This is a genomic window from Streptomyces sp. NPDC032822 (genome assembly GCF_055578825.1).
Map to the genome: position 1 here is coordinate 32284 of NZ_JBVIOL010000005.1, position 25961 is coordinate 58244.

A 25961-nucleotide genomic window follows, 5' to 3' on the forward strand; every position below is an offset into this window, starting at 1 on the left:
GGACCTGTCCTGGCTAGGCCGTGCGCAGGAAGCGGTCGAGTACCCGGACGCCGAAGTGGAGTGCCTCGACGGGGACCCGCTCGTCGACCCCGTGGAAGAGCGCCTGGTAGTCGAGGCCCTCCGGGAGCTTGAGCGGGGCGAAGCCGTAGCCGGTGATCCCCAGGCGCGAGAACTGCTTGGCGTCCGTGCCGCCGGACATGCAGTAGGGCACCACATGCCCCTCGGGTGCGAACTCCTCGACGGCGGCCCGCATCTTCGCGTACGTCACCGAGTCCACCGGCGCCTGGAGGGCCACCTCGCGATGCTCGAACTCCCAGTCCACGTCCGGCCCGGTGAGCAGGTCCAGGGTGGTGCGGAACTCGTCCTCGGCGCCGAAGAGGAACCGTCCGTCGACGTGGGCGACGGCCTCTCCCGGAATGACGTTGACCTTGTAACCGGCGTCCAGCATGGTCGGGTTGGCGCTGTTGCGGACGGTGGCCTCGACCAGCGCGGCGGCCGGGCCGAGCTTGTCCAGGAGGACGTCCACCTCGGTGGGGTCGGTGTCGATGCCGTACAGCACGGCGAGTTCGGTGAGCGCGGCGCGTACGGTCGGGGTCAGGCGGGTCGGCCACTCGTGCTCGCCGATCCGGGTGATCGCGGCGGCGAGGCGGGTGACGGCGTTCTCCCGGTTCACCTTGGAGCCGTGTCCGGCGCGTCCGCGTGCGGTGAGCTTCAGCCAGGCGGTGCCGCGCTCGCCCGCGGCGATCGGGTAGAGCTCCCGGCCGCCGCCGTCGTGGAAGGTGAACGCCCCCGACTCGCCGACGGCCTCCGTGCAGCCCTCGAACAGCCCGCGGTGCTCGGCGGCGAGGAATCCGGAGCCGTCCCGGGCGCTGGCCTCCTCGTCGGCGGTGAACGCGACGACGATGTCCCGCCGGGGCCGTACCCCGTGCCGGGCCCAGTCCCGGACGACGGCGAGGATCATCGCGTCCATGTTCTTCATGTCGACCGCGCCGCGCCCCCAGACGACCCCGTCGCGGATCTCCCCGGAGAAGGGGTGCACGCTCCAGTCCGCGGCCTCGGCGGGCACCACGTCCAGGTGACCGTGGACGAGCAGCGCGTCGGCGGACGGGTCGGTGCCCTCGATCCGGGCCACCACGTTCGTCCGGCCCTTCGTGCGCTCCAGCAGCGTGGGCTCCAGCCCCGCCTCGGCGAGCCGCGCGGCCGCGTACTCGGCGGCGGGCCGCTCCCGGCAGTCGCCGCCGCCCCGGTTGGTCGTGTCGATCCGGATGAGGTCGGAGGTGAACCCGACCACCTCGTCCAGTGCCTGCTGGTCAGCCATACTGTTCCTCCACCGCGGCCGAGACGATCGTGGTGACCGCCTTGAAGGCACGGATCCCGTCGTACATGGTGCCGCTGGTGTACGCCACCTTCCGCTCCCCGACACGCGAGACACCCGGTACGACGGTGGCTGCCATCGCGAGGTGCTCGGCGTCGAATTCGAGGGCCACGGTATATGGTCCACCGGCGGCCGGATCCCGTCGCCCCGCCAGCGCGGCGGCCTCTTTCGCGGCGGCGCGGATGTCGACGGCGGTCCTGGCCGGGGTGCGGCACACCGCGGCGTACCGCGAGACGTGGTCCTTGACGGCGACCTTCAGCGCCTCGGGGGCGTAGCCGAGCGCGTCCTCGCAGGCCACGTCGTCGCCGGTGACGAGGACGACGGGCACGCCGTACTCGGCGACGACGTGCGCGTTGAGGAGGCCCTCGCTGGCCCGTACGTCGTTCAGCCAGACCCCGGTGATGGAGTTGGCGAGGTAGGTGTGGGCGAGGACACCCTCCATGCCGGCGCCCGCGTGGTAGCCGACGAAGGCGATGCCGTCGACGTCGCCGTGCTGGACGCCCTCCACCATGGACAGCGACTTGTGCCGCCCGGTGAGCATCTCGGTCCGCTCGTCGAGCTGTTCGAGGAGGAGGTTGCGCATCGTCCAGTGGGCCTCGTTGACGAGCACCTCGTCCGCGCCGCCGTCGAAGAACCCGAGCACGGCGGCGTTGACGTCCGAGGTGAACATCGAGCGGCACCGCTCCCACTGCGGGGTCCCCGGCAGTACGTCGGCCGGCCAGGTCACCCCGGTGGCGCCCTCCATGTCGGCGCTGATCAGGATCTTCATGCTCCGTCACGTTACGCGCGCGGCGGCCGACCGGCCAGGAAGCGTCGGCGCGTCCGCGGGAGGGGCCCGGGCGCTCAGTCCTGATGGATGCGGTCCACGAGGATGTCGATGACCAGTGGTGTGCGAGGTCCGAAGCTCAGCAGCACCCCGTCCTCCAGGGTCACGACCCGCCGGTCCGCTCCGGCCGGGGTCTCGCGGATGCCCGGGATGTCGACCAGTCCGTCCACACCGCCGACCGAGGCGAGGCCCTTGTCCATCATGAGGATGACGTCGGGCTGGGCCGCGACCAGGGCCTCGCTGGTGAGGGGGGTGAAGGGCCGGTCCAGGCCGGTCTCGACGCCCGCGTCGACCGCTCCGGCCGCGTCGATCAGCGAGTCGGCGCCCGATCCCCTGCCGCCCATGAGGTAGACGGCCGCGCTGCCGCGCATGTAGAGGAAGGCCACCTTGGGCCTGCTGCCGTCGGGCACGGCCGCCCTGGCAGCGGCGAGGTCCTCGGCGATACGGGCGTTGAGGGCCTGGCCGGCGGCCGGCACGCCGAGGGCCTCGGCGATGCGCGTGGTGCGGGTGGCGACGTCGGCCAACTTGGTCGCGGGGTCGAGGACGACGACGGGGATGCCGGCGTCGCGGATCTGCTCGATGGCCTCCTGCGGCCCGGTGTCGGTGTCGGCCAGCACGACGGTCGGCCGGAGCGAGAGCACGCTCTCCGCGCTGACGTCGTGTGCCTTGGTGACCTGCGGGAGCTTCTTGGCCTCGGCGAAGGTGGCGGTGATGTCACGGCCGACGACGCGGTCGCCGAGCCCCAGCGTGAAGACGATCTCCGCCACGCCTCCGTTGAGCGGCAGGATGCGCGAGGCGTCCTTCACGGTCACCTCGCGGTCGTCGGAGGAGTCGACGGTGACCGGGAGTTCGGGCGTGGGCGCCTTGCCCGCCAGCGGCACGAGGGTGTTCTTCGCGAGCTGCTTCTCGGCCGCGGCGGCCCGAAGACTCGCGGACGCCGGGGAGGCCTCCGACGCCTCCGATCCCCCCGCGGACGTGCCGGAGGTGCCGCCGCCGCAGGCCGCCGTCAGCAGGGTGAGCGCCAGAGCGAGGGCGGCGAGCGGGGCGAAGCCCCGGCGTCGCGGGGACGGTTGGGATCTACCGGACATACGCATCGCTCGGCCTCTCGATTCTCGCGGACACATTCAGTTGATCAGTAGCTTAGGTTAGGTTTACCTTAATAACTCTTGGCGGGGGTGTTGCCGTGAATGGGGCAAGTGGCCTGTATGGCAGGCGCGTTGCGGGGTCGGCCGTGCTGGCGGCGATCGCTCTGACGCTTTCGACGACCGTGCCCGCGGTTGCCGCGGGCACGTCGGCGACGGGACCCGAGGGACAGAAACTCACCGTCTCCCGGGCCTCCGGCCTCGACGCGGCGGGCGAGACCGTGACGGTCTCCGGCACCGGCTACAACACCGAGAAGGGCATCTACGTCGCCTTCTGCGTGGACAACGGGGCCGGCAAGACACCCACGCCCTGCGTCGGCGGCGTCGACATGTCCGGCGAGTCGGGGGCGTCCGTCTGGGTCTCCTCCAACCCGCCCTCCTACGGCGAGGGTCTGGCCAAGCCGTACGGCGGCAGCGGGCACAAGGGCACGTTCAGCGTGAAACTCAAGGTGCGCGCGAAGGACGCGAACACCGACTGCACCAAGTCCGGCGTGACCTGCGCGGTGATCACCCGCAACGACCACACGCGCGGCGGCGACCAGACCCAGACGGTCCGCGTCCCGGTCACCTTCAGCGGCGGCGGGTCGAGCGGGGACGCCTCGGCGACCCCGACCGCGACGGCCGGCGCGAGCACCACCGGCGGCACGACGACCGCCGGGGCGGCCGGGACCGACGACGACACGACGTCGTCCGGCCCGCTGGCCACCACCGGTTCCACCGCCCTGACGGTCGGGCTCACCGCGGCCGCGCTGGTCGCGGCCGGCACCGGCACCTGGTTCTGGGCCCGCCGTCGCCGCACCGGCCCGGCCGACGCCGGCTGACGGCGACTCCCCACCGCACACCACGAGGGAGAATTGACGATGGTGAAGAGACCCGGCGCCGCCGCTCTGGCGGGCGGCGCCCTGTTCGCACTGCTCTGCTCGGACCCGGCGGCCGCGCAGGACGGGGAGACGTTCCCCCGCGAGGTGTCCGGCGGGTACGCGAGCTGGTCCACGGCGGATGCCGAACTCGCCGACCAGGGCGTGTCGTTGGACGTCACCGAACCCGCCGTACAGGGGTCCGCGGGCCGCGTGTGGTTCCCGGCCACCGGCGGCGGCGCGAACCCCGGGACCGGCGACGCGGAGGTGGAGCTGGCCGGGACGGCACGGCTGACCGGCGCCGACCGGCCCCTGGCCCTCGGCGGTCTGCGACTGGAGCTGCGGGACGGCACGGGCGCGCTGCACGCGCGGACGGCCCTGGACGGCACGGCCCGTGACGTGGCCCTGGCCGCGGTGGAACCCGGCGACACCGCGCCGACCGTCCGTGCGGGCGGTGTGACCTGGACCGGACTGCGGGCGTCCCTCACGGACGAGGGCGCGCGGCTGCTCTCGGAGTGGAGCGGAGGGCGGTTCGCGCGGGGCGACGGCCTCGGCCTCCTCGACGTGACCGTGGGCACCGGTACCGGCGCGGCCCCCGAGGTGCCCGAGCAGCGGCCCGACGGCACACCACAGCCGTCCCCGAGCGCCACCGCGCCGGAGAAACAGCCGCCGGCGCCGCGACCGGAGGGGGAACCCTCGGCGGCGCTCACCCACACCGCGCTGGCCGCGGGCGGCGAACAGGAAGTCACCGGCGCGGGCTTCGAGCCCGGCGAGGTGGTGCTCGTCGCGATCGACGAGGACACCCGGTACCAGGCGGTGGCGGACGAACAGGGCCGTGTCGCCCGGGTGTTCCCGGTGTACGCGACGGCCACCGAGGGCGCACACGGCGTCGAACTCTCCACGGTCTCCGGCGAGCGCCGGGCCGTCACGCGGTTCGAGGTCCACGCCGCCTCGGACTGATCCGGCGTGCTGACGACAGTGAATTCCCTTCGAGGAGCGGACCGCACGGTCCGCTCCTCGGCATGCCCAATTCCCTTGCCATTTACCGAAGTTGGAAACTTTTTGCCTTCCGTTGACAAGCCGCCCGGATTGGTATTTAGGTTTGCCTTACCTAACTCCCCCGGAGTTGTCGCACCCAGAAAGGTGAAGAACTCACCATGAGAGCCGTCCTCCCCGCCCGCACCGCCGCCCGCACGGGCCTCGCCGTCGTCGCCTCCGCCGCCCTCACCCTGGGCCTGGCGACCTCGGCCTCCGCCGCCACCGCGACCCGCACGGTCGTCGACGCCGGCACCGCCTACAACCTGTCGGTGACCGCCCCGAACACGGCCACCGCGACGGGCCAGGTCATCAACGTCACCGGCTCCGGCTTCAACACCGGTCAGGGCATCTACGTCGGCGTGTGTGTGGTCGACGGCGCCCAGGGCGCGAACAAGCCCACCCCGTGCCTCGGCGGCCAGGACGAGTCCGGCTCCACCGGTGCCTCGCACTGGGTCAACAACGTCTTCGGCGGCATGTTCGCCAACAGCTCCAAGTTCGGCACGGGCGGCACGTTCAACGTGAACATCTACGTCAAGGCCACCCTCGACGACGGCAGCGTCTGCGGCCAGGACGTCGACTGCGCCGTCGTCACCCGCGCCGACCACTTCGACACCAACGACCGCAACTACGACGTCCACGTCCCGATCACCTTCCAGTAAGCCCTGGCAGCTCCTCCTGGTCCACGGGCCGGCCCGACCGGCCGGCCCGTCACGCCGTATCCACGATCACCTTCCCGTAGGAACCGCCATGACAGACGAGACAACCGAGCGGCAGCAGCCTCGGGGCCCGGCCAGAGCCCGGCTCAGACGCCCCGCGGCACTCCTGGGCGCCGTCGCCCTGGTAGCCGCCGGGGTCACGGCCGTGACCGTCGGTTCCCCCGCACAGGCCTCCGACACCCCGAAGACGGCGCTGGGCAAGGACGGCCAGAAGCTCACGATCTCCGCCTCAGCCGGCATCGACCCGGCCGGCGAGACCCTCCACGTCACCGGCGAGGGCTACGACGACACCAAGGGTGTCTACCTCGCCGTGTGCAAGGACAACGGCGACAACCGCATCCCCACCCCGTGCCTGGGCGGCGCCGACCAGAGCGGCAGCAGCGGTGCCTCGGTGTGGATCATCCCGAGGGACGCCTCCGACGAGGGCGCCGGCACGGTCGCCGAACGATGGGGCGAGGGCGGCACCTTCGACCTCGAACTCGGCGTCAAGGCCAAGGACGGCGGGCTCGACTGCCTGGAGGTCGCCTGCTCGGTCGTCACCCGCGTCGACCACAACGCCTCCGGCGACCGCTCCCAGGACGTCCGCATCCCGATCACCTTCACGGGCCAGGACCCGGGCGACGGCGGCGACGGGGTGGACGTCCCGCCGGGCACGGTCGGCTATGTCCGGTCCGCGGAGTTCACCACCGCCGGCCGTCCGCTGGACCTCCTGCTGCACCCCGACTCCGGGAAGCTGTACGTCGGTTCGGACAGCATCCCCGACACCTCCGACGTGGCCGAGCAGGGCCTGTACGTGCTGGACCCGCGGGACGGCAAGGTCCTCAGCCACATCGCGCAGGCCCCCGGCCTGAACGGCGCCATGGCCGCCCGGGTGGTCCGCCGGATCGCCGCCCCGCTGCCCGGCGACGGTGTGGTCTTCCACTACCCGCTGCGCGGCATCGGCACCGCCAAGGACGGTGACGGCGTCGCGCGGGGAGTCTGGTTCACGGGAGCGACGTTCACCGGCATCGGTCAGGATGCCGACACCTCCACCGTCCTCGTCGCGGCGGGCCCCGAACTCCGCCGGGTCGAGACCGCCACCGGCGCCGTCAAGGACACCATGACGCTGGAGGGCGGCAGCCAGCTCGGCGTGGACGCCACCCGCCGCGCCGCCTGGTCCGTCGGCACCGCCGAGGGCGGACCGGTGCTGCGCCGCGTCGACACCGGCACCTTCGAGGTGACCGCCACGGCCGAACTCCCCGCCGACTCCGTCTTCTTCGTCGAGCCGGACCCGGTCACCGGCAACGTCTGGGTGGCGAGCGGGACTTCGGTGCTCGTCTTCGACAAGGACGGCAAGATCCTCACCACCCTGACGGGTACGGACCGGCCCACCGCGGCGGCCTTCGACAAGACCACCGGCCGGGCCTTCGTGCTGCGTGAGGATCTCGCCGACAGCGCCTCGGACCAGACCGGCTCCCTGCAGATCCTCGACAGCGCGACCTTCACACCTGCCGCGGAACCGGTCGCCCTGCCGGGCAGCCTCGCGGGCGCCTTCGCGGGCCTCGCCGTGACCCCCGGCGCCACCTCCGTCTACCTCACCAGGCAGGCGGAGAGCAAGGTCGTCAAGCTCGACGTCCGGATGTCCCCCAAGGTCACCCAGTCCCCCACCGACCAGTCCGTCGCCCCCGGCGACGAGGTGACCTTCGTGGCCGCCGCCGACGGCACCCCGGCGCCGACCGTGCGCTGGCAGGTCAGCCCGGACGGCGGCCAGACCTGGTCCGCCGTCGAGGGCGCGACGAAGAACGCGTACTCCTTCACCGCGAAGGCGGCGCAGAACGGCTACGCGTACCGGGCCGAGTTCACCAACTCCGTGGGCACGACCCGCACTTCACCGATCACCCTGACCGTCACCGCGTCGGGCGGCGACGGCGGCACCACCGGTGGCGGCGGCGAGGACACCGACCCGTCCGGCTCGAAGACGGTCACCGGCCCCGAGGGTCAGAAGCTCACCGTCACCCCGGTCAACAACCTGGCGACCGAGGGCCAGCAGGTGAAGGTCACCGGCTCCGGCTACGACGTCGACAAGGGCGTCTACGTCGCCCTGTGCGTCGACAACGGCGCGGGCGAGCTGCCCACACCGTGCATCGGCGGCGTCGACATGTCCGGCGAGTCCCACTCCTCGGCGTGGATCTCCTCCAACCCGCCGGACTACGGCGAGGAGTTGGCGATCCCTTACCAGAACGGGGGCGCCTTCGAGGTCGAGCTCACCGTGGACGCCGAGGACGAGTTCACCGATTGCTTCGAGGCGAAGTGCGTGCTGGCCACCCGTGCCGACCACACCCTCTCCGGCGACCGCTCCCAGGACGTGAAGGTCCCGGTCGCGTTCGCCGGCCAGGACCCGGTGGACACCGACCCCGGCACCGGTGACACCGGCGGCACGGGGAACACGGGCGGCTCGGGCACGACGGGCGGTTCCGGCACCACGGGCGGCAGCGCCTCCGGCTCGACGACCGGCTCCGCCACCGGCGGCACGGGCACGTCCACCGCGGGCGGCAGCCTCGCCTCCACGGGTGTCACCGTGGTCTCCGCCGCCGCGCTCGCCGCCGCCCTGGTGGCCGCGGGCTGGGTGGCCTACCGCCGGGCCCGCACCACGGCCGACGCGACCACCGACTGACGCTCCGCCGCGACGAGACGCCCTCCGCACCCGATCGATCCGGGTCCGGAGGGCGTCTCGTCGCCCCGACGGGTCAGAGCGGGACCGCGACCGCGTTGTACGTGGTCTCGGGTGTCGGCGGCGTACTGAACCGGGCGTTGACCAGGTAGAGGCGGTTCCCGAAGCGGGCGGCCGTGGTCGGCACGTCGAAGCGCGGGTCGGTGATCGTCCCGCGCAGGGTGGCCGTGGTGGCCTTGGCGTCGAGGTCCCAGACGCTGACCAGGTTCAGGCGGTTCTGGACGACGTACAGTGTGCGGCCGATGCGCCACAGGCCGTCGCCGTTGACGACGTCGGCCTGCCCGACCAGCGTGATCCTCGTGGCGACCCCGGTCCTGACGTGCACCTGGTACAGCTCGCCCGGTGTGCTCTTGACGACGATCAGACCGCGGCCGTCGGGGGTGTCGACGATGCCGTTGGCGTTGTTGACGTCGGGCAGCTGCACCCAGTCGCCGGTCAGCGGCAGGGTGCGGATCGCGCCGCCCTTGCCGCCGCGCGGGACGCCGTAGAGGAACGCGGCGCGCGAGTCGGTGAACCACGCGCGGTCGCCGAGGAGCGTGACGTCGTTGATGAAGTGGCCGGTGGCCTCGGACAGCCGGTGGGTGGTGAGGAGTTCACCGGTGCGGGAGTCGTGGACCCGGGCGACGCCGGTGTTCCCGGCGACGTACAGCAGTCCGTCGTGGTCGATCTTCAGGCCGACGGAGACCAGGCCGGTGCCGCCCGCGAAGAGGATCCCGCCCTCTCCGGTGCGCAGGTCCGTGCGGTAGATCGCGCCGTTGGCACGCGACCCCAGGTACGCGTACGGCTTGCGGCCGATGGCGATGCCCTCGGGGAGCCAGCCGTTGGGAAGGGGGAACTCCGTGGGCCAGGTGGCGTTCCGGGTCGCGCTCGCCGGAGCGGTGCCGGCCGTGACCGCCAGGGCGGTCAGAGCGGCGCCGCCGAGCACGGCTCGCCGGGTCGGGCGGGGGTGGGTCGAGGTCATGGGTGAGGCCTCCATGAAGTCGGTTTCGTTGACAACAGCGACAACAACTGCGTTGACAATGAACTGAGTTGGCAACGATTTTGCGTGGCTCGGAGTTCCCTTCGACCCGGCCCGCCACCGGCGTCACACGGTGCGCCCCACCACCAGCCACTGCGACGGCAGTTCGATCCGGGTGCCGTCGGGCCGGTACTCCGTGGTGACGAGCGGCAGTTCACCGCTCGCCAGCACGGTCAGTCCGGCCGCGCCCAGATAGACGGGGATCGCGTCGTCGGCGACCTCGCCCGGCGCGATGCCGTGCCGCAGGACGGGCGCCAGCTTGGGCGGCGGGCCGTCGGGGCTCTGTGCCAGGCCCATCAGGACGGGCTTGGCGGCCTCGGACAGCTCGACCAGGAGCGCCCGGCCGCGCTCTCCGACGAGCGCGGCGAGCCCGTCCACCAGCGGCTGCCGGTCGTCGGGGTCGGCCTGGTGGAGGACGCCCCGCAGATAGACGTTGGCGTCGCCGAGTTCGGCGTGCAGGGTCTCCGCCTCGCCCTTCCCGGAGGCGTCCAGCAGCCGGTACGACGCCTGTCCCGCCGGGTCGGCGCGCCGGGCCCGGTCGAGGGCGGCGGCGGACAGGTCGGCGCCCAGGACGTGCGGGAACCGGTCGGCGAGGAACCGGGTCTGGGTGCCGTTGCCGCAGCCCAGATCCACCAGCGGCAGACCGGGGTCGACCAGGTGGGGCTCGAACAGGGCGAGATGGGCGCCGGCCGTCAGGATCGGCTCCGCGTCCCAGAACACGGCCCCCGGTTCCTCGGGAACCTCGCCCCAGAAACCCTCCCAGGCGTCCCGGTACCGATTCGTCACGCTCATGACCAACTCCCCAGGGTGCGACGACCGCCCGCCCCGAGTGACGGGCCAGTACGGTGTATCGCGCCCAGGTCGCGGCGACAAGCACATCGCGCATACCTTCACCACGCCTTCGACCCGCACACGCGGTCGCGCGCCCCCCGAAGCCGACCGGATCACCTCACCCGCGGCCGGGCAACACCCCAAGAGGCGCGGGGCTGTGTCGACATGCTGCTCCGCCGCGTCGGCGCGGCCCGCCACGGCGAGTTCGCGGCCGACGACCACCGCCCTCGCCCGGCTGTCACCTCTCGGCGGAGCGCCTCGGCAGCGTCAGTTCGAACCACACGGTCTTGCCGGTCTTCGTCCGGCTGGTCCCCCACTCGCGCGCGAGGGTGCTGACCACCCGCAGTCCGCGCCCGGAGTCGTCGTCGGGGCCGGCGCTCAGCAGCGTCGGCAGTTCGTGGTCGTCGTCGTCCACCTCGCACAGCAGGGTGTCGCCTCGGATCAGGCGCAGGTCGAGGGGGCGGTGGTGGGAGTGCCGTACGGCGTTGGTGACGAGTTCGCTGACCATGAGCTCGGCGGGGTCGGCGAGCTTCGCGAGCCCCCAGTCGTGGAGCTGTTCGCGGACCACGGCGCGGGCCCGGCCGACCTCGGCCGGGTCGAGGGGGAGCCGCCATTCGGCGACGTCGTCGGGTTCGATGCCGTTCAGGCGGGTCATCAGCAGGGCCACGTCGTCCTTGCGGCCCCCACTGGCCGCTTCCGAGAACGTCGCGGCGAGGGCGCGGATGATCGTGTCGCAGGCGTCGTCCATGGAGGCGGCCGGGTGCGCCGCGGACTCGCACAGGGTGGCGAGGCCGACGCCGATGTCCTCGCCGCGCACCTCCACCAGGCCGTCGGTGCACATCACCAGCCGGTCGCCGGGCTCCACGCGCACGCGGACCGCCTCGAACGGCACCCCGCCGACCCCGATCGGTGCGCCCGTCGGCAGGTCGAGCAGTTCACTGCCGCCGTCCCGGGCGCGGACCAGGACGGGCGGGATGTGACCGGCGTTGGCGAGGTGGAGTTCGCTCGCGATCGGGTCGTAGACGGCGTACAGACAGGTCGCGAGGTAGGTGTCGCCGAGGCGTTGGGCGAGGTCGTCGAGGTTGCGCAGGAGCTGTGCGGGCGGCAGGTCGAGGGCGGCCATGGTCTGCACGGCCGTCCGCAACTGGCCCATCATGGCGGCCGAGTTGAGGCCGTGGCCCATGACGTCGCCGACGACCAGGGCGGTGCGGGCGCCCGGCAGTTTCACCGAGTCGAACCAGTCGCCGCCGACCCGGCCCAGCAGCGTGCCGGGCAGATAGCGGGTGGCGATGTCGCAGCCCGCCATGCGCGGCGGGATGTGCGGGAGCATGCTGTCCTGGAGGGTCTCGGCGACGCTCTCCTGATAGGTGTACATGCGCGCGTTGTCGAGCACGAGGCCCGCGCGGGCGGCGAGTTCGGCGCCGGTGACGCGGTCCATGTCGTTGAACTCGACGCGCTCCGGGTGGCGCAGCAGGATCATGAAGCCGAGGACGACGTTGCGGGCCTTCAGCGGGACGACCAGCATGGAGCGGCCCGTGATCAGCGGCCGGATGTCGCGCTTCTCGAACTGCGAGGCGATCATGTGCCCCATCTGTTCGCTGATGCGCGGCACGAGGACGGGCTGACCGCTGGTCATGCACTGGAAGAACGGCGTGTGCGCCGGGAACGGCATGGCCTCGCCGACCGGCACGACGTCGTCCCAGCGGCCGGGTTCGTCGGTGTGTTCCAGGGCGACCCGGTGCCACATGGTCGTGGTGTCCGGCACCCCCTCGGAGAACTCTTCGCCGGCGACGACCTGTTCGCGCAGATAGGTACCGGCTACGTCGGTGAAGCGGGGCACGATGGCCTTGCTGACCTCGACGATGGTCTTCGCCAGGTCGAGGGAGGTGCCGATCCGGCCGCTGACCTCGTTCAGGAACTCCAGACGCTCGCGGACGGCGGCGTATTCGAGGTCCTCGACCTCGTCGGCGACGTCCTGCGGGAGGGCGTGGCCCGCTGCCAGGGCACGGGCCGCGCGGGCCCGGCGCGCCTTGCGCTCGACGCGCCGGGGCACCCCCCAGTCGGGGGCGACGGGCACCCGGTCGTTCTGGCTGAACTCCAGGACGGGATAGCCCAGTTCGAGGATCTGCGCGACGATGCGGGCGCTCTCCTCGACGCTCATGCTGGGCATGATCTCGGGGAGCCCGCGGGCCAGTTCCTCGGCGCCGGGGAAGTCGGTGTGCAGCGCGAAGCCGGGGGCGATCCGCTCGAACGCCATGTCCTGGGCGCCTTCTTCGGCGTCCTCGGGCCGCAGTCCGGCCGCGTCGGCGGCGAGGACGAGCAGGCGTTCGGGCCCGGGGCCGATCAGCGGGTAGGCCCACCACAGGACGTCGACACGGCCTTGGCCCTGGTCGGCGACGGTGAGGCGGGCGCGGCCCGCGGCCGGGTAGGACAGCCTGCCGTCGAGGGAGGTTTCGAGGTCGGGGCCGAGTCCCTCGTAGGTGGCGTACGCCCCGTAGGGGGCGACCTCGTCCTCGTCGGGCAGCGCGCCGGAGACGGGGAGCAGGTCGACCGCGGTCCGGCCGATCGCCTCGTCCTTGGTGGCGCCGAACAGGCGGCGTGCGCCCGTGCTCCAGTGGGACACCAGGCCGTCGCGGTCCACCGCGACGACCGCCAGCGGGATGCGTCCGGCCTCGGCGTGTTCCGCCGCGCCGCTCCCGGCTCCGGGGCTCGGGAACGCGTCCCTGTCGGTGCCACGGTCCATGGCCCAGGCCCTCTCTCCCCACGGCTCCGCGAGATCTGTGCCGCCTTCACCACCGTAGGGCGCCGGTCGGTCACGATGTGCGGCAATCAGGGAATTGGTCTCGCGGGATCGCACCGGCGCACGCCCCCGCGCCCCCACGCTGAGCTGGGACAACAGGTCCGGAGGCGCGAGGTTACTGACAGGTTTTCAGTCCTCGTGCCCGAGCTGGAGATCCCGTTCGGTGCGCCCGCCGCCCGCCACCCGGAGCACGGTGGCGACCGGCGGATACCCGGTGGCGATGACGGTGTACTCGCCGGACGACAGGTCGATGAACCGGAACGTCCCGTCCGGGCCGGTGGTGAGGGTGTCGACGACGTTGCCGGCCGCGTCCAGCAGCGTCACCCGCGCGTCCTCGACGGGCCGGCCCCCACCCGCCCGCACCGTGCCGCGCAGCACGGCCCCGCCGCCGAGTTCGACGTCCTGGCGGGTCTCCCGGGAGGCCTGGACGGTGACGGGGAGGGCGGCCGGGCGGAAGGCGGGCGCACTGGCGGCGAGGGTGTACTCGCCGGCGACCAGTTCGGTGACGACATAGCCGCCCTCGCGTCCGCTGCGGGTGGTGGCGACGACCTCGCCGTGCACGTCGGTGAGGGTGACGACGGCGTCCCGTACGGGGCCGCCGTCCGCGGTGACCACGTTCCCGGCGAGGCGTCCCGCGCCGCCGAGGACGACGTCCAGTTCGACGGGGCGCTCGCCGACCGTCACGGAGACCGCCTGCGGCCGGTGGCCGCCCGCCGCGGCGATCAGGACGTACGCGCCCGGGCCCGGCGCCGACAGCGCGTACCGGCCTTCCTCACCGCTCGCGCCCCGCCCGACCTGCTGTCCTGTGACGTCGATCAGGGTGAGGGCCGCCCGGGGCACGACCGTCCCGTCGGGGTGCCGGACGCTGCCGCACACCGGGATCCCGGCGGTGTACGCCGAGCGAGCCTGCGGAACCGGGGCGGGCGCGTGGGGGGACGCTGCGCTGTTCGACAAGGGGGTCTCCTTGAGGAAGAAGGCGAGGAGCAGGCCGAGCACGAGCACCGGCACCAGATAGAGGAAGATCCGCGGCATGGCGTCGGCGTACGCCTGGATGTAGCCGTCGCGCAGCGCCGGGGGCAGCGTGCGGACGAGCTGCGGGGTGAGGGACTCGGGGTCGGGCAGGGCGGCACCCCCGCGCGCGGGCAGGCGTTCGCGCAGCGCGTCCGCGAGCCGGTCGGCGAACAGGGTGCCGAAGACCGCGGCGCCGACGCTGCCGCCGATCTGCCGGAAGTAGTTGCTGGCGCTGGTGGCGGTGCCGAGGTCGGCGGGGCGTACGGAGTTCTGCACGGCGAGGACCAGGACCGGCATCACCATGCCGATACCGGCGCCGAGGACGGCCATCCAGATGCTGTAGTGCAGGCGGGGTGTGTCGGCCTCCAGACGGGAGAGCAGCCACATACCGGCCACGGAGAGCGCCCCGCCGACGATCGGGTGGATCCTGTAGTGCCCGGTACGGCTGATGAGTTGGCCGGAGATGATCGAGGCGCCGACGATGCCGGCCATCATCGGCAGCATCAGGAGGCCCGACTCGGTGGCGGAGACCCCGTCGACCATCTGCAGGTACGTCGGCAGATAGCTGGCGGCGCCGAACAGGGCGACGCCGACCACCAGCCCGATCAGTCCGGTGACGTTGAAGACCGGGTCCCTGAACAGGCGCAGCGGGATGAGGGGTTCGGCCGCGAAGTGCTCGGCGACGAGGAAGAGGAGGCTCGCGGCCACCGCGCCGGCGGCGAGTCCGAGGACGACCCGCGAGTCCCACGCGTACTCGGTGCCGCCCCAACTGGTCAGCAGGACCAGGCAGGTGGAGGAGGCGGCGAGCAGCAGGGCGCCCAGGACGTCGAACCGGGGCCGGGCCGTGGGCTTGGGGAGTTTCAGTACGACGGCGATGACGGCGAGGGTGACCAGGCCGAAGGGGACGTTGAAGTAGAAGCACCAGCGCCAGGAGAGGTGGTCGGTGAAGTAACCGCCCAGCAGGGGGCCGGCGACGGAGGCGAGGCCGAAGGCGGCGCCGATGAGGCCCATGAAGCGGGCGCGGTCCCGGGCGGGCACGATGTCCGCGATGATCGCCTGGACGCCGATCAGGAGGCCGCCGGCGCCGACGCCCTGGACCGCGCGGAAGGCGATCAGCTGGTCCATGGTCTGCGCGCGGCCGGCGAGTGCGGAGCCGATGACGAAGACGACGATCGCGAACTGGAAGACGCCCTTGCGGCCGAGGAGGTCGCCGAGCTTGCCGTAGATCGGCAGTCCGATGGTGGCCGTGAGCAGGTAGGCGGTGATCGCCCAGGACATCTTGTCCAGGCCGTGCAGTTCACCGACGATCTTCGGCAGCGCGGTGGCGACGATCATCTGCTCCAGCGCGGCCAGCAGCAGCGCGAGCATCAGCCCGGTGAAGACCAACCGCACCTGGCGCGGACCGAGTGGAGGAGCGGTGGCGGTCGCCCGCGGCGGGTCCTCGGTGGGAGGCGCCGCGGGCGGTTCGTCCTGTACCAGAGTGATCCCGCCCACCTGCCGCTCCCCTCGTCGCACCGCCACACAATTGCCGCGTAAAGCGACAACTGAGAGCAAGCATGACGAGTTACGGCGTATCGCCGGTGTGTGCGGAGATCCACTCGAACCGGTGAGAGGGCCAACGGCCCGTCACGGGTGGCCGGTTGGGCTCGGCGCGGGCCCTACTTCTCGACCTCGGCGGCGAGCTTGTCGAGCACGGCGTCGTAGATCCGGCCGAGGCCCTTGGGCGCGAAGGTCTTCTCGAAGAAGCCGCCGATACCGCCGGCACCCTGCCAGGTGGTGGTCACGACGACCCGGGACTTGCCCTCGCCGGCCGGGGTGACCCGCCAGGTGGTGACCATGGAGGAGTTGCGGTCCTTCTCGACGAGTTCGCCGTCGGTGGGCTCGCTGACCTCCAGGAGGCAGTCGCGGACGCGCTTGCTGGTGGCCTGCAGCCGCCAGTGGACGAGCGTGCCCTCGCCGTCGCCGCCCTCGCGCACCTCGTACTCGCTGTAGTGCTCGGGCAGCAGCTTCGCGCGCGTGCCGCTGTAGTCGGCGAGGGCGTCGAACACCGTCTCCGCGTCCGCCGCGACGATCCGCTCCGTAGTGGCCTCGACCTGCGCCATTGACTTCCTCCAGCACCTGGGTTCTCGGGGATGAGGGCAAGCCAACCACCCCGGGTCCCGGGCGCCCAAATCGGGGGTCGCACGATCAAGGGAACATGTGTTCTATTCTTGGGGTCAGTGCTACCGAGGAGGCCTCATGCGCTGGGAGAACCTCACCGAGTCCGGCGAACACAGCCGGGCCGGCGCCGCCCTGTTCGACGCGGACGCGGTGACCACCCGCACCTTCGACACGCCCGAGTTCCGCGGGATCACCTTTCACGAGGTCCGCGCCCGGTCGATCATCAACCGCGTCCCCGCGGTCTCGCGGATGTCCTTCCAGTGGACGGTCAACCCCTACCGGGGGTGCTCGCACGCCTGCGTGTACTGCTTCGCCCGCAAGACGCACAGCTACCTGGACCTCGACACGGGCCTCGACTTCGACTCCCAGATCGTGGTCAAGACGAACGCGCCGGAGCTGCTGCGCCGCCAGCTCGGCTCACGCCGCTGGACGGGCGAGCACATCGCGATGGGCACCAACGTCGACTGCTACCAGCGCGCCGAGGGCCGCTACCGCCTGATGCCCGGCATCATCGCCGCCCTGCGCGATCACGCGAACCCCTTCTCGATCCTGACGAAGGGCACGCTGATCCTGCGCGACCTCGACCTGCTGACGCAGGCGGCCGAGGTGACGGACGTCGGCATCTCGGTCTCGGTCGGCTTCACCGACTCCGAGCTGTGGCGGACCGTCGAGCCGGGCACACCCGCGCCGGAGCGGCGCCTGGAGGTCGTACGGGCGCTGAGCGAGCGCGGCATCGGGTGCGGGGTGCTGATGGCGCCGGTCCTGCCGTTCCTGAGCGACCACCCGGCCCGGCTCCGGGACACCGTGCGGGCCGTCGCCGCGTCCGGGGCCACCTCGGTCACCCCGCTGGTGCTGCATCTGCGGCCCGGCGCCCGGGAGTGGTTCATGGCCTGGCTGGCCCACCACCACCCGCATCTGGTCGGCCGCTACGAGCGGCTGTACGCGGACGGCGCCTACGCCCCCAAGTGGTACCAGCGCCGGATCACCCGTCAGGTCCACGAGCTGGCCCAGGAGTACGGCATCGGTCCCGCGCGCGGGGGGATGCCGCGGCGGAGGCCCGAACCGGAGCCCGACCGGCCCGAAGTGCCCGAGCCGACCCAACTCACCTTGATCTGAGAGCGTTCGAGCGCATCCCGCGATCCAATTGGGTCAAGTATTGGCAGAACGCGTTCTTCCGGTCGTGCTTTCCGGGACGATGCCGCGTGGACCGTGACCTTCGCGGTCCGCATCCCTCCGTCCTGGGAGGACTTCATGAGAAAACGCGCAGCCGCGCTGTGCGGTGCCGCCGTCGTCGTGGCGGGGAGCTTCACGGCCGTCCCCGCCGGCGCGAGCACTCCGCAGACCGCGCAAGCCGCTCCCGCCGCGAAGCTCGCCTGGAAGGCGTGCGCCACCACCGACTATCCGACGCTCCAGTGCGCGTCCCTGAAGGTGCCGCTCGACCACGCGAGGCCGCAGGGCAAGCAGATCACGCTCGCGCTGTCCCGCGTCCCGCACACCGCCAAGAAGTACCAGGGCCCGCTGCTGGTCAACCCGGGCGGCCCCGGCGGCAGCGGTCTGACGCTCGCCGGATTCGTCGCCTCCTCGCTGCCCAAGGCGGTCGCGGCCCAGTACGACGTCATCGGCTTCGACCCGCGCGGGGTCGGCGCGAGCAAGCCCGCGCTGGACTGCAAGCCGGGCCACTTCGCCCCGGTGCGCCCGAACTCGGTGCCGAGCACACCCAAGATCGAGAAGGCCAACCTCGCCCGCGCCAAGTCCTTCGCCGCCGCCTGCGGCAAGAAGTACGCGAGCGTGCTGCCGTACATCGACACGATCAGCGCCGTGCGGGACATGGACTCGATCCGCGCGGCCCTGGGCGCCAAGAAGATCAACTACTTCGGGTACTCGTACGGCACCTACCTCGGCGCGGTCTACGGCAAGCTCTACCCGGAGCGCGTGCGGCGCCTGGTCCTGGACTCCATCGTCGACCCCACGGGTGTGTGGTACGACGACAACCTCGCCCAGGACCACGCCTTCAACGACCGCCACCGCGCCTTCATGGCCTGGGTCGCCAAGTACGACTCCACGTACAAGCTCGGCACCGATCCCGGCAGGATCGAGGCCAAGTGGTACGCGATGCGGGCGGCGCTGGCCAAGAAGCCGGCCGGCGGCACGGTGGGCGCCTCCGAACTGGAGGACACCTTCCTGCCCGGCGGCTACTACAACGGCTACTGGCCCTACCTCGCCGAGGCGTTCGCGGCGTACGTGAACGACAAGAACGCCGATCCGCTGGTCGAGGCGTACGGGAACTTCGCCGCGGTGGACTCCGCGGGCGACAACGGCTACAGCGTCTACACCTCGGTGCAGTGCCGTGACGCGTCCTGGCCGCGCGACTGGAAGCAGTGGCGCAAGGACAACTGGGCGGTGTACGAGAAGGCGCCGTTCATGACCTGGAACAACGCCTGGTACAACGCGCCGTGCGCGTTCTGGCCGACGGACTCCCTCAAGCCGGTGAACGTCGCCAACGGCAAGCTGCCGCCGGTGCTGCTCTTCCAGGCCACGGACGACGCGGCCACGCCCTACGAGGGCGGTGTCACGGTCCACCGGCTGCTGGCCCACTCCAGTCTGGTGGTCGAGCAGGGTGGCGGGAACCACGGCATCTCGCTGAGCGGGAACGCCTGCCTGGACAAGTACCTGACGGCGTATCTGACCGACGGCACGGTGCCGCGCGGTCACGGTGCGGCGGACGCGGTGTGCCAGACCCTGCCCGATCCCGAGCCGTTGAGTTCGAAGGCGGCGTCGACGTCGTCCCGCGGCTCGACACTGCACGGCCTGCTGGGCTTCCGCGGCTGAGCACGGCCTGATCATCCGGCGGGGGCGACTCCGTCGGGGGCGTTGTCAGACCCATGGTCCACCATGGACGCATGAGTGAGCTGACGAGGATTCCCGCCCCCGACGGAGTCGCCCCCGCCGCCGCGTACACCCACGTGGTGACGGGCACCGGCCGTTTCGTCGCGGTCTCCGGCCAACTCCCTCTGGACGAAGGGGGCGCTCTGGTCGGCGAGGGCGACCCCGCCGCCCAGGCCCGCCAGGTCTTCGAGAACCTGCGCCGCTGTCTGGCCGCGGCCGGCGCGAGCTTCGACGACGTCGTCAAACTCACCTTCTTCGTCACGGACATGGCCCATCTGCCCGCGATCCGCGCGGCCCGCGCCGCCCACATCCCCGACGACCGCCTGCCGGCCGCCTCGGCGGTCCAGGTCGCCGCGCTGGTCCGGCCCGAGTTCCTGATGGAGATCGAGGCGTTCGCGGTGGTCGGCACGTGAGGGACCTGACGGACGTGACGGACGTGACGGACTCAGACGTACGGATCCGGCTCATGACGATCGCCGACTGCGACCGCGTCGCCGAGATCCGGGTGCGGGGCTGGCAGAGCGCGTATCGGGGACTCGTGCCGCAGCCGTATCTCGACACCCTCAGCGTGTCGGCGGACGCCGGGCACAGACGCGCCCGCTTCTCACCGCACGCGCGGGACGGGGTGGTGAACCTGGTCGCCGAGCGGGACGGCCGGATCGTCGGCTGGGCGGCCCACGGCCCGTACCGCGACGGCGAAACCCGCACCACGGACGCCGAGTTGTACGCGCTGTACGTCGACACCGCGCACCTCGGCAGCGGGGTCGGCAGGGAGTTGCTGGAGCGGTCCGTCCGGCAGCGCTCCGCGCACCCACGCATGTTCCTGTGGGTGCTGAAGGAGAACACCCGTGCGCGGCGCTTCTACGAACGGGCGGGCTTCCACCCCGACGGCGCCGAGGAGCCCTTCGAGGTGGACGGCGTCACCGTGCCCGAGGTGCGGTACGTGAGGCGGGCCCTGGGCTGACAGGTCATCTCTGTCGGGGGATCCGCGCCAGCGCGTGCACCGCCGCCTCCGCGAGCGAGGGATGGGCGAGGGCCTCGTCCAGGACGGGTCTGGCCCGGGCGTCGCCCAGCGCGCCGAGCCCCTCCACACACGCGAGGGCCACCCGGCGGTGCGGATCGTGCGGACGCAACCGCCGCTGCAGCGTGGTGATCAGCGCCGGGACGGCCTCGGGCGCGCGCAGGTCCACCAGGAGCCGGACCGGGTGGAAGGCGTAGGCGACGCGCAGTTCGTTGGTGGCCAGGGCGGCGGCCGCGCGGGCGGTTCGGGGATCGCCGAGGCGGGACAGGGCGTGGGCCGCGGCGGCGCAGCGGGGCGGGTCACGGTGGTTGAGGAGCAGGACGAGCGCCTCGAAGGCCCGCCGGTCGCCCGCGACGCCGAGCCGGAACGCGGCGAGTTCCCTGGCCCACAGCGGCTGCGCGGGCTCGATCAGCACCCCGGCCAGCTCGTCGAGGTCCTCGGTCGTGACGAGTCGGTCGTACGCGACCGACCCACCCGCCTCCCGCCGTAAGCGCTCCGTGACCGTTCGCAACTCTTCGTCCATGACGCAGAGATTAGGCGGGCGACCCACGGGCCGGGACCTACATCACAAACTCGGGGGCTGGCGCGCTCGTTACCCACGGGTTAAGCTCAGACGAGCGAGTTACCCACTCGTGGATCTGCTCGTGGTGGCCTGGTGACGCAGCCGCCGCGAGAGCAGTCGGTTCGGTACCTCGTGTACCGAGTGACGACCCGGCCTCGGGACAGGGCCGGTCGGTTCAGCCGTCCAGGGCGTGTGCACGCCCGATCCGACGGCGCGCTCCGGGCGTGTGCGCATCGCAGCCCGGCAACACCCGCACTCCTTCTTCGCACCCGGTGCGCCCGTGGTCGGGCTCGGTTCGAGCCCTCCCCGGCGCACCCGGGCGCGCTTCCAGTCGTCACCCTCATTCCTGGAGTCCGCGATGGCCGCACCCCAGTCCCAAACCCCTCTGTCCCCGTTCCGGACCGTCGCCGTCGTCGGCCTCGGCACCATGGGCACCGGCATCGCCGAGGTGCTCGCCAGGGCCGGCCGCGAGGTCGTCGGCATCGACATCAGCGAGGCCGCCACCACCCAGGCGGTCGCCGCCCTGGAGTCCGCCACCGCCCACGCCGTGGAACGCGGCCGGCTGACCGCACGGGAGCGCACCGATCTGCTCGCCCGCATCAGCACCTCCACCGACCTGCGGGCCGCGGCCGACGCCGACCTGGTCATCGAGGTGGCCCCGGAGTCGTACGAGATCAAGCAGCAGATCTTCCGTGAACTCGACGGCGTGGTGCGGCCGGAGACGATCCTGGCGACCGGCACCAACGCCCTGTCCGTCACCCGGCTCGCCGCCGACTCGGCCCGCCCCGAGCGCGTGCTCGGACTGCACTTCTTCAACCCGGCGCCGGCGATGAAGCTGGTCGAGGTCGTCTCCTCGGTGCTGACCGCGCCCCAGGCGGTCGCCGCCGTCACGGACCTGGCGATCGAGCTGGGCAAGGAGCCCGTCGCGGTCGGCGACCGGCCCGGATTCGTCGCCGACGGCCTCCTGTTCGGCTACCTCAACCAGGCCGCCGCGATGTACGAGGCGAAGTACGCCTCCCGCGAGGACATCGACGCCGCGATGCGGCTCGGCTGCGGACTGCCGATGGGCCCCCTCGCCCTGCTCGACCTGATCGGCGTCGACACCGCGCGCACCGTCCTGGAGGCCATGTACACCGAGTCCCGCGACCGGCTGCACGCCCCCGCCCCGATCCTCAAGCAGCTCAGCGAGGCGGGCCTGACCGGCCGCAAGACGGGCCGCGGCTTCTACACGTACGAGGCGCCGGGCAGCGCGACGGTCGTGCCGGACGCACTGACCCCGCTCCCCGGCGGCTCGGAGGTGTCCGGCCGTCCGGTCCGTTCCGTCGGCGTCGCGGGCTCGGGCACCATGGCCTCCGGCATCGCCGAGGTCTTCGCCAAGGCGGGCTACGACATCGTCCTCGCCGCCCGCAGCGAGGAGAAGGCGCAGACCGCCAAGGCCAGGATCGGCAAGTCGCTCGCCCGCTCCGTCGACAAGGGGCGGATGACCGCCGAGGCCGCCGCCGAGACCCTGGGGCGGATCACCCCGGCAGGTTCGTACGACGCCTTCGCCGACGTCGACCTGGCCGTGGAGGCCGTCGCCGAGGACCTGGAGATCAAGCAGCAGTTGTTCGCGACGCTGGACAAGGTCTGCAAGCCGGGCGCGGTCCTGGCCACCACGACCTCGTCGCTGCCGGTCGTCGCCTGCGCCCGTGCCACCTCGCGTCCCGAGGACGTGATCGGCATGCACTTCTTCAACCCGGCGCCGGCGATGAAGCTGGTCGAGGTCGTCCGTACGGTGCTGACGGCCGAGGACGTCCACGCGACGGTCCGCGAGGTCTCGGTCAGGATCAGGAAGCACGCGGTGGACTGCGGCGACCGGGCGGGCTTCATCGTGAACGCCCTGCTGTTCCCGTACCTCAACAACGCGATCAAGATGGTCCAGGAGCACTACGCGACCCTCGACGACATCGACGCGGCGATGAAGCTGGGCGGCGGCTACCCCATGGGGCCCTTCGAGCTCCTGGACGTCGTCGGACTCGATGTCTCCCTGGCCATCGAGAAGGTCCTGCACCGCGAGTTCCGCGACCCGGGGCTGGCCCCGGCGCCGCTCCTGGAGCACCTGGTGGCCGCCGGCTGCCTCGGCCGCAAGACGGGCCGCGGCTTCCGCGAATATGCCCGCCGCTGAGCGGTCCGGCGACCGGCTCGCGGGGGAAGCGGGGGAACCGAGGGAACCGGACTGGGGCGGGCTGCTCAACCCGGGCGGCTTCCCGCCCCTGTCCGCCCCGCACCCCGCGCCGCCGTCCTCCCGGCACCCCTCTCCCCCGCCGGGCCGGAGCCCCGCGCCGACGGCCGTCCGGCACCCTTCGCCCGCGCCCGGTACACCCCCGCCCGCACCGGGCGGGGGAAGCCGGGGACATGCGCACCGAGCTGGGCACATGCAGTACGTTCAGGGCATGTCCCAGCCCGCCAAGTCCTCACGTACCCCTGCCACGCCCGACGCGCCGGAGAGCGCCGCGGGCAGCCGCGCCGCCGCCCAGCGGCTCAAGATGCGCCGGGAACTGGCGGCAGCGGCGATGGAGCTGTTCGCGACCAAGGGGTACGAGGCGACCACCGTCGACGAGATCGCGGCCGCGGCCGGGGTCGCGCGTCGCACCTTCTTCCGGCACTTCCGGTCCAAGGAAGAGGCGATCTTCCCCGATCACGACGACACCCTGATCCGGGCGGAGGCGGTCCTGAACGCCGCCCCCGCGCACGAGCACCCGCTCGACACGGTGTGCCGCGGCATCAAGGAAGTCATGCGGATGTACGCGGCCCGGCCGGAGATCTCGGTCGCCCGCTACAAGCTCACGCGCGAGGTGCCCACCCTGCGCGAGGCGGAGATCGCGTCGGTGGCCCGCTACGAGCGGCTCTTCACCCGCTATCTGCTCGGCCACTTCGACGAGCACGCGCACGACGACGACGCCAACGACGACCCGCTGCTCGCCGAGGTCGCCGCGTCCGCCGTGGTCACCGCCCACAACCACGTGCTGCGGCGCTGGCTCAGGGCCGGCGGGCAGGGTGACGTCGAGAGCCAGCTCGACCACGCCTTCTCGATCGTCCGCAAGACCTTCGGGTCGGGCATCGGGGCCGGGCGCGGCACGACCCCGAAGCCGGCCGCCGCGACGGTCTCCACCCACGGCGAGGTACTGGTGACGGTCGCCCGCACGGACGCCCCGCTCGACCAGGTCATGCGGACCATCGAAGAGGCACTCCGGGACCGCTGAGCGCGCCGAGCCCCCTCTGTCGCTGTGACGACGGCCACCCCTCGGGGTGGCCGTTTTGGCATGTCAGGGGCGCTTTTCAGGCGGCTTTCCCGCCCCGTTCGATCGATCATCGCTCATTTGTTACGTAAAGATTTCACCTGAGAGCAAGTTCTGGCACTCAGTGCCTTGCGAGGTGACACGCGGTGTCATACGTTGAAGATGTCCGGGCGGCCGGCGTGCAGAGACCATACGTACGTCGGCTGTCCCAACAAGTCATCGGCTTGTCCCGCCCGGACGCCTGCGTCACAGGCAACCTCCCGCGCCACAAAGCGCTGCCGAACAGCACCACCGCCGAACCGACGGCCGTTCCCAGCCCACCTCAGCAGCACCGACGCAACCCTCAGCGTCTCCCCTCAAGACGCCATTCGCCGGAGGCAATACCGTGACCGTGAAGGACATCCTGGACGCGATCCAGTCGCCGGACTCGACGCCGGACGACTTCGCCGCTCTGCCGCTCCCCGACTCGTACCGCGCGATCACCGTGCACAAGGACGAGACGGAGATGTTCGCGGGCATGCAGACCCGCGAGAAGGACCCGCGCAAGTCGCTGCACCTGGACGAGGTGCCGCTGCCCGAACTGGGCCCGGGCGAGGCCCTGGTGGCCGTGATGGCCTCCTCGGTCAACTACAACTCCGTGTGGACCTCGATCTTCGAGCCGCTGTCGACGTTCGGGTTCCTGGAGCGCTACGGCAAGGTCTCGGAACTGACCAGGCGCCACGACCTGCCGTACCACATCATCGGCTCCGACCTGGCGGGCGTCGTCCTGCGCACCGGCCCCGGCGTGAACGCCTGGCGGCCCGGTGACGAGGTCGTCGCGCACTGTCTGTCCGTGGAACTGGAGTCCAGCGACGGGCACAACGACACGATGCTCGACCCCGAGCAGCGCATCTGGGGCTTCGAGACCAACTTCGGCGGTCTCGCCGAGGTCGCGCTCGTCAAGTCCAACCAGCTGATGCCGAAGCCGGACCACCTCAGCTGGGAGGAGGCCGCCGCCCCCGGGCTGGTCAACTCCACCGCGTACCGGCAGCTGGTCTCCCGCAACGGTGCCGCCATGAAGCAGGGTGACAACGTCCTGATCTGGGGCGCCAGCGGCGGACTGGGCTCGTACGCCACGCAGTTCGCGCTGGCCGGCGGAGCCAACCCGATCTGTGTCGTCTCCAGCGAGCAGAAGGCCGACATCTGCCGGCGGATGGGCGCCGAGGCGATCATCGACCGCACCGCCGAGGACTACAAGTTCTGGAAGGACGAGCACCACCAGGACCCGCGCGAGTGGAAGCGCTTCGGCAAGCGGATCCGTGAGCTCACCGGCGGCGAGGACGTCGACATCGTCTTCGAGCACCCGGGCCGCGAGACCTTCGGCGCCAGCGTGTACGTCACGCGCAAGGGCGGCACGATCGTCACCTGCGCCTCGACCTCCGGGTTCAACCACGAGTACGACAACCGGTACCTGTGGATGTCCCTGAAGCGGATCATCGGCTCGCACTTCGCCAACTACCGCGAGGCCTGGGAGGCCAACCGGCTCGTCGCGAAGGGCAAGATCCACCCGACCCTGTCCAAGGTGTACTCCCTGGAGGAGACCGGGCAGGCCGCGCACGACGTGCACCGCAACGTCCACCAGGGCAAGGTCGGCGTCCTGTGCCTGGCCCCCGAGGAGGGCCTCGGCGTCCGCGACGCGGAGAAGCGCGCGCAGCACATCGACGCCATCAACCGCTTCCGGAACATCTGAG

General features: G+C 71.9%; 20 protein-coding genes. 11 read left to right on the forward strand and 9 right to left on the reverse strand.

Translation table 11 applies throughout. The features are described from left to right. Positions 1-13: 13 nt before the first annotated feature. The 3 genes from ACZ5VD_RS15800 to ACZ5VD_RS15810 all read right to left on the reverse strand — a co-directional run bounded on the left by ACZ5VD_RS15800 (position 14) and on the right by ACZ5VD_RS15810 (position 3295). Positions 14-1318: a M20/M25/M40 family metallo-hydrolase gene (locus tag ACZ5VD_RS15800; RefSeq protein WP_468547889.1), complete on the reverse strand. Its 1305-nt coding sequence runs from the start codon at positions 1316-1318 to the stop codon at positions 14-16. Then, entirely contained in the window at positions 1311-2144 is an 834-nt protein-coding gene (locus tag ACZ5VD_RS15805; protein ID WP_468547890.1) for a M55 family metallopeptidase, read from the reverse strand. The genes ACZ5VD_RS15800 and ACZ5VD_RS15805 overlap by 8 nt, the downstream gene beginning before the upstream one ends. Positions 2145-2218: 74 nt before the next feature. After that, positions 2219-3295: a heme/hemin ABC transporter substrate-binding protein gene (locus tag ACZ5VD_RS15810; RefSeq protein ID WP_468547891.1), complete on the reverse strand. Its 1077-nt coding sequence runs from the start codon at positions 3293-3295 to the stop codon at positions 2219-2221. A 173-nt stretch (positions 3296-3468) separates the two neighbouring features. Between ACZ5VD_RS15810 and ACZ5VD_RS15815 the strand changes: the two genes are divergently transcribed. From ACZ5VD_RS15815 to ACZ5VD_RS15830, 4 genes are all read left to right on the forward strand, one after another. Then, a complete protein-coding gene (locus ACZ5VD_RS15815; RefSeq protein WP_468547892.1) occupies positions 3469-4164 on the forward strand; it encodes a hypothetical protein in 696 nt (231 codons plus the stop codon). A 39-nt stretch (positions 4165-4203) separates the two neighbouring features. Next, complete coding sequence (locus ACZ5VD_RS15820; RefSeq protein ID WP_468547893.1) at positions 4204-5160, forward strand: HtaA domain-containing protein; 957 nt, start codon at positions 4204-4206, stop codon at positions 5158-5160. A 197-nt stretch (positions 5161-5357) separates the two neighbouring features. Then, positions 5358-5897, forward strand: coding sequence for a hypothetical protein (locus ACZ5VD_RS15825; protein WP_468547894.1), 540 nt, complete (start codon positions 5358-5360; stop codon positions 5895-5897). 88 nt (positions 5898-5985) lie between these two features. Continuing rightward, positions 5986-8607, forward strand: coding sequence for an immunoglobulin I-set domain protein (locus ACZ5VD_RS15830; RefSeq protein WP_468682520.1), 2622 nt, complete (start codon positions 5986-5988; stop codon positions 8605-8607). 73 nt (positions 8608-8680) lie between these two features. Here the strand turns inward: ACZ5VD_RS15830 and ACZ5VD_RS15835 are convergent, their stop codons facing one another. The 5 genes from ACZ5VD_RS15835 to ACZ5VD_RS15855 form a co-directional block, all read right to left on the reverse strand. Further along, the gene (locus ACZ5VD_RS15835) at positions 8681-9625 is read right to left on the reverse strand and encodes an SMP-30/gluconolactonase/LRE family protein (RefSeq protein WP_468682521.1); all 945 of its coding nucleotides are present in this window, start codon (positions 9623-9625) and stop codon (positions 8681-8683) included. Between the two features lie 123 nt (positions 9626-9748). Next, complete coding sequence (locus ACZ5VD_RS15840; protein ID WP_468547897.1) at positions 9749-10474, reverse strand: methyltransferase domain-containing protein; 726 nt, start codon at positions 10472-10474, stop codon at positions 9749-9751. Between the two features lie 277 nt (positions 10475-10751). Further along, positions 10752-13256, reverse strand: coding sequence for a SpoIIE family protein phosphatase (locus tag ACZ5VD_RS15845; RefSeq protein WP_468682522.1), 2505 nt, complete (start codon positions 13254-13256; stop codon positions 10752-10754). Positions 13257-13442: 186 nt separating this feature from the next. Continuing rightward, positions 13443-15818 (reverse strand): MFS transporter, encoded by a 2376-nt coding sequence (locus tag ACZ5VD_RS15850; RefSeq protein WP_468682523.1) that lies wholly within the window; start codon positions 15816-15818, stop codon positions 13443-13445. A 164-nt stretch (positions 15819-15982) separates the two neighbouring features. Beyond that, a complete protein-coding gene (locus tag ACZ5VD_RS15855; RefSeq protein WP_468547900.1) occupies positions 15983-16426 on the reverse strand; it encodes an SRPBCC family protein in 444 nt (147 codons plus the stop codon). 136 nt (positions 16427-16562) lie between these two features. Here ACZ5VD_RS15855 and ACZ5VD_RS15860 point away from each other — a divergent pair, with 136 nt between their 5' ends. The 4 genes from ACZ5VD_RS15860 to ACZ5VD_RS15875 all read left to right on the forward strand — a co-directional run bounded on the left by ACZ5VD_RS15860 (position 16563) and on the right by ACZ5VD_RS15875 (position 20334). Next, a complete protein-coding gene (locus tag ACZ5VD_RS15860) occupies positions 16563-17600 on the forward strand; it encodes an Rv2578c family radical SAM protein (protein ID WP_468547901.1) in 1038 nt (345 codons plus the stop codon). Positions 17601-17735: 135 nt separating this feature from the next. Then, positions 17736-19313, forward strand: a complete 1578-nt coding sequence (locus tag ACZ5VD_RS15865) for an alpha/beta hydrolase (protein WP_468682524.1) — start codon at positions 17736-17738, stop codon at positions 19311-19313. A gap of 71 nt (positions 19314-19384) precedes the next feature. After that, complete coding sequence (locus ACZ5VD_RS15870) at positions 19385-19783, forward strand: RidA family protein (protein WP_468682525.1); 399 nt, start codon at positions 19385-19387, stop codon at positions 19781-19783. Between the two features lie 53 nt (positions 19784-19836). Further along, entirely contained in the window at positions 19837-20334 is a 498-nt protein-coding gene (locus ACZ5VD_RS15875; protein ID WP_468682678.1) for a GNAT family N-acetyltransferase, read from the forward strand. A gap of 4 nt (positions 20335-20338) precedes the next feature. Here ACZ5VD_RS15875 and ACZ5VD_RS15880 read toward each other — a convergent pair whose 3' ends face one another. Beyond that, positions 20339-20914, reverse strand: coding sequence for an adenylosuccinate lyase (locus tag ACZ5VD_RS15880; protein ID WP_468547904.1), 576 nt, complete (start codon positions 20912-20914; stop codon positions 20339-20341). A 397-nt stretch (positions 20915-21311) separates the two neighbouring features. Here ACZ5VD_RS15880 and ACZ5VD_RS15885 point away from each other — a divergent pair, with 397 nt between their 5' ends. The 3 genes from ACZ5VD_RS15885 to ccrA all read left to right on the forward strand — a co-directional run bounded on the left by ACZ5VD_RS15885 (position 21312) and on the right by ccrA (position 25960). Continuing rightward, positions 21312-23117 carry a 3-hydroxyacyl-CoA dehydrogenase family protein gene (locus ACZ5VD_RS15885; protein WP_468682526.1) on the forward strand — a complete coding sequence of 602 codons (1806 nt, stop codon included), beginning with the start codon at positions 21312-21314 and terminating at the stop codon, positions 23115-23117. 268 nt (positions 23118-23385) lie between these two features. After that, a complete protein-coding gene (locus tag ACZ5VD_RS15890) occupies positions 23386-24195 on the forward strand; it encodes a TetR family transcriptional regulator (protein ID WP_468547906.1) in 810 nt (269 codons plus the stop codon). A gap of 427 nt (positions 24196-24622) precedes the next feature. Continuing rightward, entirely contained in the window at positions 24623-25960 is a 1338-nt protein-coding gene (gene ccrA / locus ACZ5VD_RS15895; RefSeq protein WP_468682679.1) for a crotonyl-CoA carboxylase/reductase, read from the forward strand. Position 25961: the final 1 nt, after the last annotated feature.